Below are 17,280 nucleotides of genomic sequence, written 5' to 3'. Positions count from 1 at the left end.
CAATCATTTTACCTTGGGAGGAATTCAATGGAAAAAGTCGGTATCGGCATTATTGGTTGTGGCAATATCTCCGCAGCCTATCTCAAAGCAATGGCCGGGTTTCCGATCCTCGATATCCGTGGTGTCGCCGACCTCAATCACGATGCGGCCAAAGCCCGCGCCGAGGAATTTGGTCTGCAAGCACGAACAATCGAGGATTTGTTCGCCGACCCTCAAATCGAGATCATCGTCAACCTAACGGTTCCCAAAGCCCATGTTGAAGTGGGATTGAAGGCGCTGGCGGCGGGCAAACACACCTATAGTGAAAAGCCTCTTGGCATTAATTTCGCGGACGGGAAAAAATTGGCTGATGCGGCCAAAGCAGCAGGTCTGCGGATTGGCTCGGCCCCAGACACATTTCTCGGTGGTGGCCATCAGACCGCCCGCGCCCTGATTGATCGGGGCGTGATCGGCATTCCGGTGGGCGGAAGTGCAAGCTTCATGTGCCCGGGTCACGAGCGCTGGCACCCCAATCCCGGCTTCTATTACGAAATTGGTGGCGGCCCCATGCTCGACATGGGACCATATTACATCACCGACCTCGTTAACCTGCTTGGCCCGGTCACACAGGTGGCAGGCTTTGCAACCAAGCTCCGCAAAGAACGAGTGATCACCAGTGAACCACGCAACGGCGAGCATATTCCGGTGGAAGTCCCAACCCATGTGGCGGGGGTGATGTCCTTTGCAAATGGCGCCATTGTTCAGGTGAGCATGAGTTTTGACGTGGCTGGCCACAAACATGTACCGATTGAAGTTTATGGTACGGAAGGAACCTTGATTGTCCCTGATCCAAACCATTTTGCCGGCCCGGTCGAGCTTTTAAAGAAAGGTGGAGGGTTCGAGGACCAGCCAGTCACGCAACCTTATGCCGATGGCAATTTCCGTTCACTCGGCATTGCCGACATGGCCCACGCCATCCGCTCGAACCGCCCGCACCGCGCCAATGGCGATCTTGCGCTGCATGTTCTTGAGGTCATGGAAGCATTCCATACGGCGGCGGCAAACGGAAAAACCGTGACCATCACAACCACCGTAGAGCGGCCGGAGCCGCTCATCACGTCGCTATCCGGCGGCGTTATCGCACACTGAACAACTGCGGAGGAGAACAGATCATGCGCGAGGCACTTATTGTCTGGGGCGGCTGGAGCGGCCACGAACCTCAGGAATGCGCCGAGGTTATCAAGACCATGCTGGAGGAAGACGATTTCAAGGTCTATGTCGAACAAGGCACCGAAGCTTTGGCCGATCCTTCGATCCACGATCTGAGCCTGATCGTTCCGATTGTAACCATGTCCAAAATCGAAAAGGAAGAGGTCAAAAATCTCGCGGCCGCGATTGAAAGCGGCGTCGGCATTGCCGGCTACCATGGCGGCGCAGGAGACGCCTTTCGCGAGTCGGTGGATTATCAATTTATCATTGGTGGCCAATGGGTTGCCCACCCCGGCAATATCATTGATTACACAGTCAACATCACCCGCCCTGATGATCCGCTGATGCATGGAATCTCCGATTTCGCCTACCATTCGGAGCAATATTACATGCATGTTGATCCGTCCAACGAGGTGCTGGCAACCACAACATTCACGGGCGACCACGCCTTCTGGATCAACGGTGTGGTCATGCCGGTCGTGTGGAAACGGATGTATGGTAAGGGTCGGGTCTTCTACTCCTCCCTCGGCCACATCGCCAAGGAATTCGATGTTCCTGAGATGCGAACAATTTTTCGACGCGGAGCCAGTTGGGCCGCTCGTTAAGTCAAAAAATGCCCCGATTGGGACAGCCATCGGGGCTTTATCTTTGAGGCAGGGCTTAAAGCCTAAGCCAAACAAAGGCTAGAGTTTGTCAGGGAAAAGTGGAATCCGGTTTTCCCGAATAGACAAACGAAAACAAGGGAATCGAGAGTCTGTCTGGTTCAATTTGAACCTGACAGACTCTAGAAAGAAAGCTGGACTTTCATGGAGCGCGAGCGATCGCCCGCGCGCTCAAAAGCCTCCACACCCTGCTTGACAGGTAATGTTGCTGAAATAAGCGGCCTGACATTTATCAATCCTTTACCAAGCAGTTCCACCGCCAGAGCAAATTCTGTGTCAAACCGGAAACTCCCCGTATAAACAATCTCCTTGGTGACAAGCAGATTGACAGGCAGGTTCATGTCTCCGCCCAAACCAAGCTGCACAAAGGTGCCGCCCGCTCGAAGAGTTTCTATAGCGCTGCGCGCCGCCGCTTCTACACCTGACGCCTCAAATACGATATCGAACCAGCCTTTGTCTGCCTTTTCGCGCTCAAAGGCAGCAGGCTCTGACAGGGTGTTGATCGCTCGGGTCGCGCCGATTTCGAGGGCTTTCTGCAACGGGAATGGCGCAATATCCGTGACCACAACATCACTTGCCCCGGCATAACGCGCAGCCAAAATCATCAAGGCCCCAATCGGACCGCAGCCGGTGATCAGAACGCGCTTGCCCATCAATGACCCGGCGCGGGCAGCAGCATGCAAACATACAGCCAAAGGCTCGGCCATGGCCGCCTCGCCCAGCGAGAGCGTATCGGCAATCGGAATCGCCTGCTCGGCATCGACAACCACGTGGCTGCGAAAGCCGCCTTGCACATGCGGAACGCGCATGGCGCTGCCCATGAACCGCATATCAAGGCATTCATTGCGCATGCCGCGCCGACAATAAAGGCAGGTGCCACAGGGCAGACTGGGGTTAACGGCAACGCGCATACCAATGGCCAGACCTGATACGCCCTCCCCCAGTGCCGAGACCGTGCCTGCGATTTCGTGCCCCAAAGCCATAGGTTCCTGCAGGCGAATGGTGCCAAAGCCGCCATGCCGATAATAATGCAGATCAGAACCACAGATGCCGCCAGCACCAATGGCAACCTCAACCTGCCCTGCCAGTGGTGCGGTGCGCGTGGATGGCTCAACCCTCAGGTCGCCCGCTTTATAAATCATGACAGCAGGCATAGAGATCTCCCTCTTCGCAAAAATTCAATGCGCGTGATAACAAATCCAGTTCAAAGAACCGAGATCATCCCGCCATCGACATAGATGATTTGACCATTGACGTAATCGGCTGCAGATGAAGCCAGATAGACAGCGGTGCCCGCCAGCTCGTCCGGCTTGCCCCACCGCCGTGCAGGTGTGCGCGCCTTGACCCAGGCATCGAATTGCGGGTTGGAAATCAGCGCCTCGTTCATGTCTGTGATCATATAGCCGGGACCAATGGCATTGGCTTGAATGCCGTGTTCACCCCATTCGGCGGCCATGGCCTTGGTCAGCATTTTGATGCCGCCTTTGGCAACCGTGTAAGGCGCAACTGTGGCCCGCGCCAACTCGCTTGTCAGCGAGCCGATGTTGATAATTTTCCCATGACCGCGCGGGATCATGCGCCGTGCGGCTTCGCGGCCAATCACAAAAGCGCTGGTGAGATTGGTATCAATTACCCGCTGCCAGTCCGTGGTTGCCAGCTCAATCATCGGCTTGCGAAACTGCATCCCCGCATTGTTAATGAGAATGTCAATGTCGATGCCAGCTTGATCAAAATGGTCAAAGCTCGCCTGTATGGCCGTCTCGTTGGTGACGTCAAAGGCAGCAGTCAAGACATCAAAACCGGCTTCATGCATATCGCTTGCCGCATGCTCAAGCCGCGTTTCATCCACACCGTTCAGCACGATGCGGGCTCCGGCCTTGGCCAGTCCTTCAGCAATGGCGCGGCCAAGCCCGCGCGACGAGCCGGTGACAAGGGCAGTGCGCCCGGAAAGATCAAAGGGATTTGTCATATCATATCTCGGTTCAAAGCGTGGACACGCGGGCGGAAAAATCAGGCCGAGTGAAGACCGTTGGCAAAAGCTCGGTCCCGAGCCCTACCCCCTCCATCGGCAAAACATGGCCATTCACAATGCGCGGCAACTCCGTCACCAGCTCCTTGTACCAGCCGGTATAGAAGGCGCGAACGGATTCCTGAATCAGCGTATTGGGCTGCGACAATGCCGAGTGAACGGCGGCGACATAGGCAACAGGCCCGGTGCAATCATGCGGCGCATAGGGGCGGTGATAGGTGTCTGCCAAAGCCGCAATTTTGCGCCCCTCGGTCAAGCCGCCGGTCCAGACAAGGTCCGTCATCACCACGCCAATAGCACCGGCTTCGAGCATGTCCTTATAGGGAAAGCGCGAACCAAGGGTTTCTGACGCGCAGATCGGCACCGAGGTGAAACCTGCCAGCTCCTTGAGTGCCGAGACCGAGTTCATGCGGATCGGGTCTTCATACCAGGTCGGGTCATAGGCCTCCAGCTCGCGAGCAATGCGCTTGATGGTTGGCAGATTCCACAGACAATGGAACTCCACCATAATCTGCATTTTATCGCCAACAGCCTTGCGGATTTTCTCAAACGGCTCCACTGCCCGCCGCATTTGCTCAGGCGTGATAAACCGTCCATCATTTTCGATGGCGGCGGGGTCAAACGGCCAGATTTTCATGCCGGTAATGCCTTGTTCCAAAAGGCTCTCGGCCACGGCACCGGCATCAGTCATAAACCCGTTCAGGTCTTCATAAGGCCCGGCGGCGGCACCAAAATTCCATGTATCGACGGGCTTGATCTTGTTGGACCGCACATAGCCATAGCCCGCGCAGGTGTTATAGACCGGCACCCGGTCGTGGCAAAGGCCGCCCAGCATTTGATGCACCGGCTGGCCGCAAACTTTGCCGAAAATATCCCAAAGGGCGAGGTCAATCGCCGATGCCGCGCGATATTCCGCGCCTGTTGAGGCTTGCGCCATGGGCAAATTGACCATTTCGCGCGAATGCGCTTCGATGCGCAGCGGGTCTTTGCCCAAAAGCCGTCCGGCCAAAACATCATGAATATGCGCTTCCACCGAACCCGCACCATAGAATGTTTCGCCTAAGCCGACAAAGCCTGCATCCGTCTCGACATGAACCCAAAGGACATTTGCGAACTCTTCGAGACGGAAGGTCTTTATTGCTGTGATTTTCATCGTTCCTCCCCGGAATGATTGTCTCGGGCGCGCAAATGGTGCCAGCAAGACCTCATATGCTGTCGTCAGTCCTCTCTGACGATTTCAGTGTTGCAACACATAATTCAGTTTGTAAAATGTCACAACATGTTTATTGCTTGATTGTTGAGTGATCGCAATCGGGAGGTGAGCGATGGCAAAAAATCCATCAAATGGAGGCGGACGTGGTTTGCGCGTTGTGGGGACTGAGGAAGAGACCTCAGATTCAGGCACCAAACAGAAGCGCCCGGCCCGCACCAATCGCGTCAATCATTTCGAATTGGCCTATGAGCGCATCGAAAACCTGATTGTGAAATGTGAGCTCAAGCCTGGCAGCGAATTGTCGATGCAGGATCTTCAGGATCTGATCGGGCTTGGCCGCACACCCATCCACCATGCGGTAAACCGTCTTGCGCTGGATACGCTGATCATTGTTCGCCCCCGTCACGGCTTGCGCATTGCACCGATTGATCTATCCCGCGAGCGACTGCTTCTCAGTCTTCGCAAGGATATTGAGCGCTTTGTCATAGAGCTCGCCGCCCAGCGCTCCGGCGCATCACACCGCAATCAGATGCTGCATCTCAACCGTATCCTGCGCGAGCGGCGCGAGGTGATGGACATCAATGAATTCAATGAGATCGACCGGCGGATCGACCAATTGATGCTGATTGCTGCCGGTGAGCCTTTTGTCGAACACACATTGCGCCCTCTCCACACCATCTTTCGCCGCACCGGCTGGCTTTATCATCGGCAGATGCCCGGCAGTGCGGATTTGAAGGCAACCATTGATGTGCATCTCAGCGTGCTGGATGCCGTGGCCAACCGCCATGTGGACGCCGCCTTGCAAGCATCCGATGCGCTGATCGCTTTTGTCGATGACATGTTTGACGATCTGGAGGCGAAGATTGATCCGAGCCTGCTGGATGTCAGCATCGAGCCGCTTTGCAGCCAACCAAGGGATTGAGCTGCCGATTGGCGACATCACATCCGAACTTAAGCGGGCATCTTCCGCAGTTCTTTTCGCCAATCCCAAAACACCTGCGCTAACCGCTTTCATGAGCGCGAGCGCGAAAGAGCCAATTGGCGTGGGGGCCGCGCCAAATGCATCCATATCAATCATCAAAGGGAGGAAAGATGATGAGACATTTTCTATTCAACACAGCAGCAACGCTGGTGACCGTATTTGGGCTGACAACTGCCGCACTGGCGCAGGAACTCTCGTTCCGGTTCCAGTCATCCGATCCGGCCGGTAGTCCCAATTTTCAATACCAGAAGGACTGGACCGATCTGGTCGCAAAACGCTCTGATGGTAAGGTCAAGATCGAGCTTCTCCCCGTCGGAACGGTTGTCGAATATAACGAAACACTGGATGCCGTTGCCGGTGGCATTCTGGATGGGCAAATTTGCGATTCATCCTATTGGGCGGGCAAAGATCCTGCCTTCGGCTTGATTTCCAATCCGGTGGGTGCCTGGTCTGATCCGGCACAAATGATTGATTTTGTTGAAAATGGTGGCGGCAAAGAAATCATGCAGGAGCTGCTTGGCTCCTATGGGTTGCATTTTATTGGCGTCACCACGCCCGGTCTGGAAGCCTTTGTGTCGCGCGTGCCGCTCAACGGGGTTGCCGACCTCAAGGGGGTTAAAATTCGCTCTCCAGAAGGTCCGATTGCCAATGTCTTTGCAGCAGCCGGTGCGTCGCCCGTGAACCTTCCGGCCTCTGAAGTATACACCTCTCTCGACAAGGGCGTTGTCGATGCTGCCGACTATTCGGTGTTTTCGGTCAATCAACAGCTGGGTCTGAACAAGATCGCACCGCATCCGGTCTATCCCGGTTTCCACTCCTTGCCACTTGTCGAGGTTTCGATGAACAAGGAAAAATGGGAGGCTTTGCCGGATGATGTGAAATCCATGCTGCAAGAAACGGTCAAGGAGTTTCAGCAAGCCCAGATTAACGGGCTGAAAAAGGCTGATCTGGCAGCAGTTGAAGAAGCCAAGGCCAGCGGCGCGATCACCATTCACAACTGGCCGCCAGAAGAGCGCGCGAAATTCCGCAAGATCGCCGTTGCCGAATGGAGCCGCCTGGCAACCAAATCGCCAATGTCGCAAAAAGTGTTCGATACGCTCACGACCTATCTGAAAAACAAAGACCTGCTTTGATGCAGCGCGGCGGTCGCATGGAGTAGCGACCGCCTTTCTTGTGGTGAGGGGAGAGACATGACACAGGACATCCACACAGCGCCATTGCCAGACATCGACAGCGAAAAATGCGCCGTACCCGAAGCCGGATTGATGGGGCGCATTGTCGATAAGGTCAGCTATGTTTTTGCCGCAGGTATTGTTCTCGCGGCAGGCATTTTGCTGCTTGAGGTATTTTTGCGCTATGCGTTGAACCGGCCAACCATCTGGGCTCACGAAACCACAGTGTTTTTATGTGGCTCCGCCTTTGTGTTTGGTGGTCTTTTTTGCACCTGCCGCAACACGCATATCCGTGTGGTCCTGCTCTATGATCTTTTTCCCCCACGCATCCGCCGGATCGCAGATGTGCTGATCTCACTCGTCAGCGCTCTGGCAAGTGGCTTTTTTGCCTATGCCGCTTTTCACATGGTCTCCCGCGCCGTGTTTGCGCCCTCTGGCGCAATCCGTCTGGAAACCACCGGCAGTGCATGGAGCCCTCCTACCCCGGCCCTGATCAAGATCTTCGTGTTTATAACCATGGTTCTTCTGGTGGTTCAATTTGTGATTTTGGCGTGGAACTACGCCCGGCGCGGCGCGAAGGACTAAGACATGACCGAATTTCTGGATTTCAGCTTTAACATCAGCAGCCTTGGTATTGGCTGGGGAACGATCATCATGTTCCTCATGATGGTCAGTTTGTTGCTGACCGGCATGCCCCTTGCTTTTGTGACATTGCTTGTTGCGCTTGTTTTTGCGCTGGCCTGGTTTGGCCCCATGTCGATCCCGCTGATCACCAGCCGGGTCTATTCGTTTGTGATGAACTTCGTATTCGTCTCTGTGCCGATGTTTGTTTTGATGGCGGCCATATTGGATCGCTCCGGCATTGCACGGGATTTGTTTGACGCCATGAAGCTGTTTGCGGGCCGTATCCGTGGCGGCGTCGCGGTACAAACGGTGTTTGTCTCGGTCATTCTGGCCGCCATGAGCGGGATTATTGGCGGAGAGATTGTGCTTCTTGGCCTCATCGCGTTGCCCCAGATGCTGCGGCAGGGCTATGACAAAAACCTCGCGATTGGTGTTGTCTGCGCCGGTGGCTCGCTTGGCACAATGATCCCACCCTCTATCGTGCTGATCATCTACGGGCTGACCGCCAATGTTTCGATTGGTGATCTCTTCACCGCGTCCTTTCTCCCCGGCTTCATGCTGGCCATGTTCTACGTGATCTATATTCTGGCCAGAGCCTATCTGACCCCGCATGTTGTGCCCAAACCCGATTCAACGCCCATCCCAAGGTCGGAAAAAATCCGTCTCCTGAAGGGATTGGCTCTGCCAATTCTTGTAGTGGCGCTGGTGCTTGGCTGTATCTACGGTGGCATTGCCTCGGTGACCGAAGCCTCGGCCATTGGGGTTGCGGGCGTTCTCCTGTCCACCATTTTGCGTGGCGAATTCTCTTACAGCCTGCTCAGAGGGGCCGCCTTGCAAACCCTTGCCACCGTGGGCATGATTGTGTGGATCGGCATTGGCGCAACAGCAATTGTTGGCGTCTACAATCTGATGGGTGGGGTGAAATTCGTCTCGCAACTTATCTCAGGCCTGTCAGACAATCCCACCGTGATTGTTCTGGTGATGATGCTTATTCTGTTTGTGCTTGGAGCATTTTTGGACTGGGTCGGGATTGCGCTGCTGACCATGCCGATTTTTGTGCCGGTGATTAAATCTCTCGGAATGGACCCGGTCTGGTTCGGCGTGCTCTTTTGCATGAACATGCAGATCTCGTTTCTCTCACCGCCCTTTGGACCGGCCGCCTTTTACCTGAAATCCGTGGCTCCACCCGATATAACCCTTGGCATCATCTTCCGCGCCCTGGTTCCGTTCATTCTGCTGCAAATGCTGGCGGTTGGATTACTCATCGCTTTCCCAGGCATCACCGGGCGGTAATTTTGCAATCCACAGGGTCTGTTAAAGTATGTCGCGTTTTATGGTCCGCAATAAAACGATAACGTCAATGCGACACAAGAAATTACTGCATAATTCCTTAAATCGGAATCGATTTCAGGTGAAATTATGCAGTATATTCACAGGCTTACAGCATCCTTTGTGCGCCATATAGGGCGCATGGTGCTGTAAGGCCTGGCGCAGTCCGTCCTATTTACTGCGACAGGCTTTAATCAACTATCAAACACGCCAAGCCCTCTATTGAGCCTTCCTCAGAAAAGCTTTTTGGCATTCTCACATATCAGACACTTTCGTCTCGGCACGCCAAGTATAACGTTAAGCGTCAAAATTTCTGACACGCTCCTGATCGTTGCTCACCCATTGCGCAAGCGGCCTTGCATCAAATCCATCACAGCGCGGGCGGCCTCTAACACATTGGTGCCGGGGCCAAAGACGGCGGCGACGCCGTGGTCGAGCAGGTATTGATAATCCTGCCTTGGAATAACCCCGCCGACCACAACGATAATGTTGTCGGCACCCTTGGCTTTCAGCGCTTCCACCAATTGCGGAGCCAGCGTTTTATGGCCTGCCGCCAGCGACGACATGCCAACCACATGCACCTTTTGCGAAATCGCCAGATCAGCCGCTTCTTCCGGCGTCTGAAACAGTGGCCCAGCCAGCACTTCAAACCCAAGATCACCAAAGGCTGACGAAATCACCTTGGCACCACGATCGTGACCGTCCTGCCCCAGCTTGGCCACCATGATTTTCGGCTTCGCGCCAAGCGCGGTTTTGAACTCGGAGAGCCGGCTGACAATCATCTGATATTCGGGATCATCGTGATAGCTGTCGCCATAAACTTTCGATACCACCTTTGGCTCCGCCGAATGGTCGCCAAACACAGCCCGCATGGCATCTGATATTTCGCCGACCGTTGCACGGGCGCGGGCAGCCTCGACAGCAGCCGCCAGCAGATTACCCTCTCCCGTTTGGGCAACACGGGTGAGTTCCGCCAGTGTGGTCTCAACAGCCTTGGCATCCCGGCGGCGTTTGGTCTCTTCCAACCGCTTGATCTGGCTGAGACGCACCGCAGTGTTATCAATATCGAGAATATCGATCTCGTCTTCGGTTTCCAGCCGGTATTTGTTGACGCCAACGATCACCTCTTCGCCGCGATCCACAGCCGCTTGGCGACGGGTGGCGGCTTCCTCGATCAGGCGTTTCGGCAGACCTTCATCCACCGCTTTGGTCATGCCGCCGAGGCTTTCCACCTCTTCAATCAGCGCCCAGGCGGCATCTGCCAATTCCTTTGTCAGGCTTTCGACATAATAAGAGCCTGCCAAGGGATCGACTACCTTGGTCACGCCGGTTTCATGCTGCAAGATCAGCTGCGTGTTACGAGCAATGCGGGCGGAAAACTCGGTGGGCAGCGCTATCGCCTCATCAAAGGAATTGGTGTGCAGCGATTGCGTGCCGCCCAGCACAGCCGACATCGCTTCAAAAGCGGTGCGGATGATGTTGTTATAGGGGTCTTGCTCGGCAAGCGACACGCCAGAGGTCTGACAGTGGGTGCGCAGCATCAGGCTCGATGGCTTTTTCGGCGAAAACTCCTGCATGATCCGCGTCCACAACAGCCGCGCCGCCCGCAATTTCGCGGCTTCCATGAAGAAATTCATGCCAATGGCAAAGAAGAACGACAATCTGCCTGCAAATTCATCAACATCCAGCCCCTTGGCAAGGGCGGCGCGGACATATTCGCGCCCATCGGCCAAGGTGAATGCCAGTTCCTGCACCAGTGTGGCACCCGCCTCCTGCATATGATAGCCGGATATGGAAATCGAATTGAACTTCGGCATTTCCTTGGCGGTATATTCGATAATGTCCGCAACAATCCGCATCGAAGGTTCTGGCGGGTAGATATAGGTGTTGCGCACCATGAACTCTTTGAGAATATCGTTCTGGATGGTGCCAGACAGTTTATCGCGCGACACGCCCTGCTCTTCACCGGCGACAATGAAATTGGCCAGAATCGGGATCACCGCGCCGTTCATGGTCATGGATACCGACATCTGATCGAGCGGAATGGCATCAAAGAGGATTTTCATATCCTCCACACTATCAATCGCCACACCCGCCTTGCCCACATCGCCCTCAACACGCGGATGGTCGCTATCGTAACCGCGATGGGTGGCAAGATCGAAAGCCACCGACAGGCCTTTTTGGCCAGCGGCCAGATTGCGTTTGTAAAAGGCGTTAGAAGCTTCAGCGGTGGAGAACCCTGCATATTGGCGGATGGTCCATGGCCGCCCGGCATACATGGTGGCGCGGGGGCCACGGGTGAAGGGTGCAAAACCGGGGAGGCTTTCCAGATGCCCCACGTCTGCCAAGTCATCCGCCGTATACAGCGGCTTGACGGCAATGCCTTCCGGCGTCAGCCATGTCAGCGTTTCCGGCGACGCTTTCAGCTCTTTCTCGGCCAGAGCCTGCCAATCTTCAATGGTTTTCTTGGTCATGGTCGGACCTCCCTCTGCGAGAAATGTCTCTCTGACTTGATTGGGAAGTGGTTAGCCATGCTTGGACACCCCAAATGGTTGAATTGTAAATAATGAAAAACGAAGGTTTCGTACCTGCCCCACAGCAAATTTCGGGTCTGCCCCATCCTCAATAGACATCGCGCAAATAGCGCTTCTCTCGTTTCATCCTTGCCACATAATCCTGCGCCATGGGGGCCGACATGCCACCATGCCGGGCAACGATCTCGATCAGCGTTTTTTCCACGTCGCGTGCCATGCGGCTGGCATCTCCACAGACGTAGAAAGAGGCCCCTTGCTCCAACCAGTCGTAGAGATCGGCACCCTTGTCCTGCATCCGGGTTTGAACGTAGATTTTCTCTGATTGATCACGTGAGAAAGCCAGGTCAAGCCGTGTCAGAATGCCATCCCGCACGTGGCCGAGGACTTCGTCGCGGTAAATGAAATCACCATGGTAGTTCCGGTCTCCAAAAAACAGCCAGTTTCGACCTTTTGCCCCAATGGCCCGCCGCTCTTGTAAAAAAGCACGAAACGGCGCAATCCCGGTTCCCGGACCCACCATAATGATCGGTGTTGACGGATCGGACGGCAAGCGGAAATGGTTGTTTGGCAGCACAAACATATCGGCCACTGTGCCATCGACAAGGCGGTTGGTCAGGAAGGACGAACAGGTTCCATGATATTTGCGATTGCCCCGCATATATCGCAGGCTGCCAATCGTCAGATGGACCTTTTGTGGCACCACCAGAGGGCTTGAGGCAATTGAATAGCAGCGATGGGTCAAAGGTTTCAGCAGCGGCAACAGATCATCAACTGACAGACTGGCGGAAGGCGCGTATGACAAAACATCAACAACATCAAAACCATGGAGAAAATCACCGAGCGCCTGCGCATCGCCGCTCTGCCACACCCTTCGTAAATCGTCATCGCGTGCTCGCTCTGCAACCGCTTGAACCAGCTCGGCAGTAGGATTTCGAAGCTCACGTTCACGCGCCAGAACAAACTCCAACGGCTTTCCATTGATGAGCCTATCCGGCTTTACGCCAAGCCATGTGATGATGGTATCAACCAAGTCTGGATCATTGACAGGCTTTACGCCAACCGCATCGCCTGCGGCATAGGTCATACCGCTCTCTTTGAGATCAAACTCAAGATGATGAATGTCTTTTTCCGAATGCGGGCCAGATAGACGGTAGCGCTCCACAAGCCGGGCATTGAAAAATTGATGCCGGGTGCTGGCATGCCCGATGAATGCGGCTTCGCCGGGATGAACCACAACAGAATTTTCACCGGCAATCATCGCAAGAACCTGACGGGTCCATCCGGCTGCGGGTTCTTCAAAATCAACGTCGCAATCCAGTCTTGCGAGCAGGCGTGTCGCACCAAGGGCTTCAAGCCGCGCATCCAGCTGCTTGCCAGCACGGCAAAAATCGCGATAACTCGTGTTGCCAAGCGCAAGGACGCCAAAGTGAAGTCCGTCAAACCTCGGTGCTTCGGCTCCCGAAAGGGCCTCCCAGAAGAGCTGGGCATTATCCGGCATGTCGCCTTCCCCATAGGTGGAGAGGAAGAAAACCACCTCCGAGAGACCGAGCAAATCCTCAACATCAATCTCGTCCATGGCTGCCAACAAGACCTTGATCCCAAAGCTTTCGGCGAGGGCCGCGGCGTCCCGTGCAAGGTTTTCAGCATTTCCAGTCTGACTCCCATACAGAAAGCCAACCGTCGGCTTTGAAACCGCCTCGGGCCTGCCAGACGAGGGCCGCACCAGCTGCCACAACCGTTTAGCAGTCTTCACCGCGAATCCGGGATTTGCGCGTTTGCTCTTGATGTCTTCAGAAATAGCAACCTTCAATTTTCCCATGGCACTCTCAAGGATCAATCGGTGCGAAACGTGGCTGAATGCTTTGACGCGGTCGCTTAAGAGCACTTCCCCGCTTCAACTCTGGTCTTTAAGGCCATATTGAAGTCTGCGAATGCGGCCCGCGTGCGCGTGTTGAGTTTCTTCCAAAGCAGCGGCACCAACAGGCCGGAAAATGTCTCGCGCTGAATGAGATGCGTGATACCCTGCGCACGCTCCTGAAGAATAAACCGATGCTCACCGGCAAAGATAAAGCCGGCCCCGACCACACCGCGCCAACCAAATTCGCGCGCTGGCGTGCAGACCACCACCTGCGGCGTAAACGTCATGATGCCGCCGCCGTCGTTCATTTTCAGCATCAAACGTTCGCCCTGTGCAGGCTTGCCTTCGGCGGAGAGAATAAAGCGGCTCCAATCTGCAAAGGATGGAAAATCGGTGAGCACACGCCAGACATCCTGCGCCGGTGCATTGATTTCAATCGCCATTTCAAGGGTACGGGCCATAATCTGCTCCAAAAATCAAACCGTCCAATTCGATGCACGCAGCAGAACTGCGGGCATTCATGCTCTCGTTTCGATCTGATGGCCGATATCACGTGCCAGCATTGCCAATGTCGGGCCCAGAAAATAGAAGTGACCACCCTCAAACTGCTGCAATGTAAAGTCGCAAAGTGTCTCATCAGCCCAGCATTCCATCATCGCGGGCGGTGCCCAAGGGTCTTGACGTCCGGCATAGCCGGTCAATGCCACGTCAAGCCGTGGACGTTCTGGCCGTGCGCAATAGGTATCAATCGCGGTGAAATCAGCTCGGGCATTGCGCAGCACGATTTCCAGAAAATCTGGCGCGTCCAGAAAACGTGCAGGCATGCCGCCAAGTCCCGCCAATTCATCCAGCAAGGCTTGATCTGACATTTCCTGAAGCTTGCGTTGCGGCGTGACCAGTCCCGGTCCTTGCCGTGCGGAAACGCCGAGCCAAAAGGGTGCGCACCCGCGCGCCTGAAGCACATGGGCCGTCTCAAACGCGATGACGGCACCCAGGCTGTGGCCAAAGAGCGCCAAGGGCCGATCCAGAAAGGGTTCGATATCACGAACCGCAGATGCCACGATGTCCTGCATACTGTTGTACGGCGGGTCACGATGGCGCTTGCCACGGCCCGGCAAATCGAGCAGCAAAAGCTCACATCCCGGCGGCATATGACGGCCAAGACCAAAATATGTGCTCGACGATCCGGCTGCATGATGAAAAACAACCAGCCGGACGTCAGGTTCTGCAAGTTGGCGGGGACGAACAAACACACTCATTCGGCGGCCACGCCCACTCTATTGCCAGCGGAACTGAGAATGTGATCGGCAATGCGCCCATAGACGATCTCAAGCGGCACATCGGTTGCCAGCGCATCCAAGGGAAGATCGATGTCATAGCGCTGCTCAACGGTTTTCTTCAGCAGCATGGCAATGAACGAATCCCCGCCCACCTCAAGAAAGGTCATGCTGGCGTCCAGGGCATCGTCGGTGCGGAGCAATTCTTGCAACTCCCGCTCCACAAACTGCAACAGCTCGAGCCGTTCTGGCGAAACAGCATCATCGATCAGAACCGCCGCCTCTACATTTTGTAGCGGCAAAGAATCCATTTGATGGCGCGGCTCTTCAATCCAGAACCGCTGCCGTTGGAAGGCGTAGACCGGCAGGTCTGGTGAAATGGTGCACCCCGCAGCCTTCAATGCGTCCAGCCTTAAGTCCAGCCCATGGCTGAACAGTGTCGCCAGCGCTTTCAAGAAGAGGCTCCTGCTCTCCGCACTGGTTTTGCCAAGCAGCGGCAGAACCTGACCCGCCATCACCAGCGCCGGATGATCCGTGGCCAATCCGTCTTTTTGAGACCGGATACCGAGTGCTTTCAACACGGCATCAAGCCGTTCCTCAGCGGTCAACTCCGGCACCATCGTGGCAATATGTGGAAATTCAGCATCAAGATGGCTCAGCAGCAGCAAAGCTGCCTGCGCGGTGGCGGGGCGATAGATCGGCTTGACCGGCTTGACGGCCTCAAGCCTTGCTGCGGATTTCGCCGCCTGCTCCAAAGCGGCAGCCAGCGCCGAACCGCTCTCGCCGGTGACAGCAAGGCGAAACGGGAAGATGCTGCGCCCCACACGGCTTGTATGGGCGAGGCTTGCAACTGCGGCTGTGGCTTTTCCTTTCAGTTCGGCAGCGTAGCCAAGCGCAAGATCCCGCAATGCTGCTGCGTCGCGTGCAGAAACAAGCACCAGTTCCTCTGCAGGTGCAGGCTCTTCAGAGGTATCAACGGCCTGCCACGCTTCAAAGATGGCGTGGGCGTTGGTGCCGCTCAAGCCAAATGAACTGACGCCAGCCAGCCTGCGTTGATAGGCTTGTGGCCAGGATGTTGCCTGCCTTGGCACCTCGACATTCATGTTTTTCCAATCAATCATCGGGCTTAGGCCCGCATCGCGGCGGCTTAAGGATGGCGGAATCACCCCATTGCGCAGAGACAGAACCACCTTCACAACCCCGGCAATGCCGGAGGCCGCCTCAAGATGACCAATGCGCGATTTGACATTGCCGATCCGAAGCGGCACCGCGCGCGCCTCTATGGCGGAGCCAAGAGTGGCATCGAGCGCCTGAATTTCGATGGGATCACCCAGTGATGTTCCGGTGCCATGCGCCTCGACATAGGCAATATCGGCTGGATCACATCTTGCATCCTTCAGGGCTGCGGCAATCACCTCCTGCTGGGCCGGGCCGCTTGGCACCGTCAACCCGGAGGAGGCTCCATCGTGATTGACAGCCGTGCCGCGCAACAGCGCCAGAATGGGTCTTCCCTCGCGTTTCGCATCGGCAAGCGGCATCAGCACGAGCGTGCCGATGCCTTCGCCACGCCCATAGCCATCGGCTTCACTAGTGAAGGTCTTGGAGCGGCCATCCGGCGCCAGTGCTTTACTCTGGCAGAGAGACACCATCAGATCGGCCGAGAAAATCAGGTTGGTTCCGCCCACCAGCGCGTAACGGCATTCACCATTGCGCAGACTGCGGGCGGCCAGATGCAAGGCAACCAAAGAGGAGGAACAGGCGGTATCAACACTCATCGCCGGGCCGGAAAAGCCCATGGCATAGCTGATCCGACCGGCAGCAAAACAATGACCGCCCCCCGTGCCGAAGTAAGGATCAATTGTCGTTTTATCCTTGAGGCCCAGACGCCGCTCTGGATATTCCGAAGCCATGATGCCCACAAAGACACCCGCATTCAGCCGCTCATTTCGCCGCACCGCAATGCCTGCGCGCTCCATGGCCTCCCAGGAGGTTTCCAGCAAAAGCCGCTGTTGTGGATCAAGCGCTTCGGCCTCGCGGGCGGAAATGCCGAAGAATTTGGCATCGAAATGCTCGACATCGGCCAGAAACCCGGCGCGATTGACGTAGGATTTTCCCAGTTGATCGGTGATAGGATCAAATACCGCCTTCAGGCTGGGCCGATTATCTGGAATATCGCTGAGTGCATCGCCCTCGCCTTGCAAAAAGTCCCAATAGGCATTCGGGCTGTCAATCCCGCCCGGCAAGCGAAACCCCATGCCAACAATAGCAATCGGCGCATGCTGTTCGGCTTCCATCGCCTCAATTTTTGCTTTCAAACGACGGGACAGGGCAAGTTGGTCCTCTATGATTTTTCTCAGGTCTTGCTCATTCATGGCGATAACTTTCCTGCAAAGATGCTGGCACGGTGACCTT

At 55.6% G+C, this 17,280-nt stretch carries 14 protein-coding genes; 6 read left to right on the top strand and 8 right to left on the bottom strand.

Annotated elements, in window-relative coordinates:
• Positions 1–27: 27 nt before the first annotated feature.
• Both E6C51_RS12695 and E6C51_RS12690 read left to right on the top strand, forming a co-directional pair.
• Positions 28–1,128 (top strand): Gfo/Idh/MocA family protein, encoded by a 1,101-nt coding sequence (locus E6C51_RS12695; protein WP_190236226.1) that lies wholly within the window; start codon positions 28–30, stop codon positions 1,126–1,128.
• A gap of 23 nt (positions 1,129–1,151) precedes the next feature.
• Entirely contained in the window at positions 1,152–1,793 is a 642-nt protein-coding gene (locus E6C51_RS12690) for a ThuA domain-containing protein (protein WP_146936049.1), read from the top strand.
• 179 nt (positions 1,794–1,972) lie between these two features.
• Here E6C51_RS12690 and E6C51_RS12685 read toward each other — a convergent pair whose 3' ends face one another.
• The 3 genes from E6C51_RS12685 to E6C51_RS12675 are packed head-to-tail and all read right to left on the bottom strand — an operon-like array spanning position 1,973 to position 5,032.
• Positions 1,973–3,004: an L-idonate 5-dehydrogenase gene (locus E6C51_RS12685; protein ID WP_190236225.1), complete on the bottom strand. Its 1,032-nt coding sequence runs from the start codon at positions 3,002–3,004 to the stop codon at positions 1,973–1,975.
• A 50-nt stretch (positions 3,005–3,054) separates the two neighbouring features.
• On the bottom strand, positions 3,055–3,819 hold the full coding sequence (locus tag E6C51_RS12680; RefSeq protein WP_190236224.1) for an SDR family oxidoreductase: 765 nt from the start codon (positions 3,817–3,819) through the stop codon (positions 3,055–3,057).
• A gap of 13 nt (positions 3,820–3,832) precedes the next feature.
• Entirely contained in the window at positions 3,833–5,032 is a 1,200-nt protein-coding gene (locus E6C51_RS12675; RefSeq protein ID WP_190236223.1) for a mandelate racemase/muconate lactonizing enzyme family protein, read from the bottom strand.
• Positions 5,033–5,204: 172 nt separating this feature from the next.
• Here E6C51_RS12675 and E6C51_RS12670 point away from each other — a divergent pair, with 172 nt between their 5' ends.
• From E6C51_RS12670 to E6C51_RS12655, 4 genes are all read left to right on the top strand, one after another.
• Positions 5,205–6,014, top strand: a complete 810-nt coding sequence (locus tag E6C51_RS12670) for a GntR family transcriptional regulator (RefSeq protein ID WP_190236222.1) — start codon at positions 5,205–5,207, stop codon at positions 6,012–6,014.
• 173 nt (positions 6,015–6,187) lie between these two features.
• Positions 6,188–7,207: a TRAP transporter substrate-binding protein gene (locus E6C51_RS12665; protein ID WP_190236221.1), complete on the top strand. Its 1,020-nt coding sequence runs from the start codon at positions 6,188–6,190 to the stop codon at positions 7,205–7,207.
• A gap of 57 nt (positions 7,208–7,264) precedes the next feature.
• Positions 7,265–7,831, top strand: coding sequence for a TRAP transporter small permease subunit (locus tag E6C51_RS12660; protein ID WP_190236220.1), 567 nt, complete (start codon positions 7,265–7,267; stop codon positions 7,829–7,831).
• Positions 7,832–7,834: 3 nt separating this feature from the next.
• Positions 7,835–9,163, top strand: coding sequence for a TRAP transporter large permease (locus E6C51_RS12655; protein ID WP_186827790.1), 1,329 nt, complete (start codon positions 7,835–7,837; stop codon positions 9,161–9,163).
• A 371-nt stretch (positions 9,164–9,534) separates the two neighbouring features.
• Here E6C51_RS12655 and scpA read toward each other — a convergent pair whose 3' ends face one another.
• From scpA to E6C51_RS12630, 5 genes are all read right to left on the bottom strand, one after another.
• On the bottom strand, positions 9,535–11,673 hold the full coding sequence (scpA, locus tag E6C51_RS12650; RefSeq protein ID WP_190236219.1) for a methylmalonyl-CoA mutase: 2,139 nt from the start codon (positions 11,671–11,673) through the stop codon (positions 9,535–9,537).
• 148 nt (positions 11,674–11,821) lie between these two features.
• Positions 11,822–13,552, bottom strand: a complete 1,731-nt coding sequence (locus E6C51_RS12645; protein ID WP_190236218.1) for a diflavin oxidoreductase — start codon at positions 13,550–13,552, stop codon at positions 11,822–11,824.
• Between the two features lie 56 nt (positions 13,553–13,608).
• On the bottom strand, positions 13,609–14,052 hold the full coding sequence (locus E6C51_RS12640; RefSeq protein WP_146937983.1) for an SRPBCC domain-containing protein: 444 nt from the start codon (positions 14,050–14,052) through the stop codon (positions 13,609–13,611).
• Positions 14,053–14,109: 57 nt separating this feature from the next.
• Positions 14,110–14,850, bottom strand: a complete 741-nt coding sequence (locus E6C51_RS12635; RefSeq protein WP_190236217.1) for a thioesterase II family protein — start codon at positions 14,848–14,850, stop codon at positions 14,110–14,112.
• Positions 14,847–17,240, bottom strand: a complete 2,394-nt coding sequence (locus tag E6C51_RS12630; RefSeq protein WP_190236216.1) for a type I polyketide synthase — start codon at positions 17,238–17,240, stop codon at positions 14,847–14,849. Before E6C51_RS12630 ends, E6C51_RS12635 begins: the two co-directional genes overlap by 4 nt.
• Positions 17,241–17,280: the final 40 nt, after the last annotated feature.

Source organism: Gillisella terrae (assembly GCF_004801395.1).
Classification (GTDB): domain Bacteria; phylum Pseudomonadota; class Alphaproteobacteria; order Rhizobiales; family Rhizobiaceae; genus Allorhizobium; species Allorhizobium terrae.
The sequence above is the reverse complement of the archived record's forward strand: the minus strand, read 5'-3'. Positions and strand labels throughout refer to the sequence as shown.

Excerpts from the sequence above, each read along its gene's own strand:
- E6C51_RS12680 (WP_190236224.1), bottom strand. The coding sequence starts at position 3,819 with ATGACAAATCCCTTTGATCTTTCCGGGCGCACTGCCCTTGTCACCGGC.
- E6C51_RS12630 (WP_190236216.1), bottom strand. The coding sequence starts at position 17,240 with ATGAATGAGCAAGACCTGAGAAAAATCATAGAGGACCAACTTGCCCTG.
- E6C51_RS12635 (WP_190236217.1), bottom strand. The coding sequence starts at position 14,850 with ATGAGTGTGTTTGTTCGTCCCCGCCAACTTGCAGAACCTGACGTCCGG.
- E6C51_RS12690 (WP_146936049.1), top strand. The coding sequence starts at position 1,152 with ATGCGCGAGGCACTTATTGTCTGGGGCGGCTGGAGCGGCCACGAACCT.
- E6C51_RS12695 (WP_190236226.1), top strand. The coding sequence starts at position 28 with ATGGAAAAAGTCGGTATCGGCATTATTGGTTGTGGCAATATCTCCGCA.
- E6C51_RS12655 (WP_186827790.1), top strand. The coding sequence starts at position 7,835 with ATGACCGAATTTCTGGATTTCAGCTTTAACATCAGCAGCCTTGGTATT.
- E6C51_RS12675 (WP_190236223.1), bottom strand. The coding sequence starts at position 5,032 with ATGAAAATCACAGCAATAAAGACCTTCCGTCTCGAAGAGTTCGCAAAT.
- E6C51_RS12665 (WP_190236221.1), top strand. The coding sequence starts at position 6,188 with ATGAGACATTTTCTATTCAACACAGCAGCAACGCTGGTGACCGTATTT.
- scpA (WP_190236219.1), bottom strand. The coding sequence starts at position 11,673 with ATGACCAAGAAAACCATTGAAGATTGGCAGGCTCTGGCCGAGAAAGAG.
- E6C51_RS12645 (WP_190236218.1), bottom strand. The coding sequence starts at position 13,552 with ATGGGAAAATTGAAGGTTGCTATTTCTGAAGACATCAAGAGCAAACGC.
- E6C51_RS12640 (WP_146937983.1), bottom strand. The coding sequence starts at position 14,052 with ATGGCCCGTACCCTTGAAATGGCGATTGAAATCAATGCACCGGCGCAG.
- E6C51_RS12660 (WP_190236220.1), top strand. The coding sequence starts at position 7,265 with ATGACACAGGACATCCACACAGCGCCATTGCCAGACATCGACAGCGAA.
- E6C51_RS12685 (WP_190236225.1), bottom strand. The coding sequence starts at position 3,004 with ATGCCTGCTGTCATGATTTATAAAGCGGGCGACCTGAGGGTTGAGCCA.
- E6C51_RS12670 (WP_190236222.1), top strand. The coding sequence starts at position 5,205 with ATGGCAAAAAATCCATCAAATGGAGGCGGACGTGGTTTGCGCGTTGTG.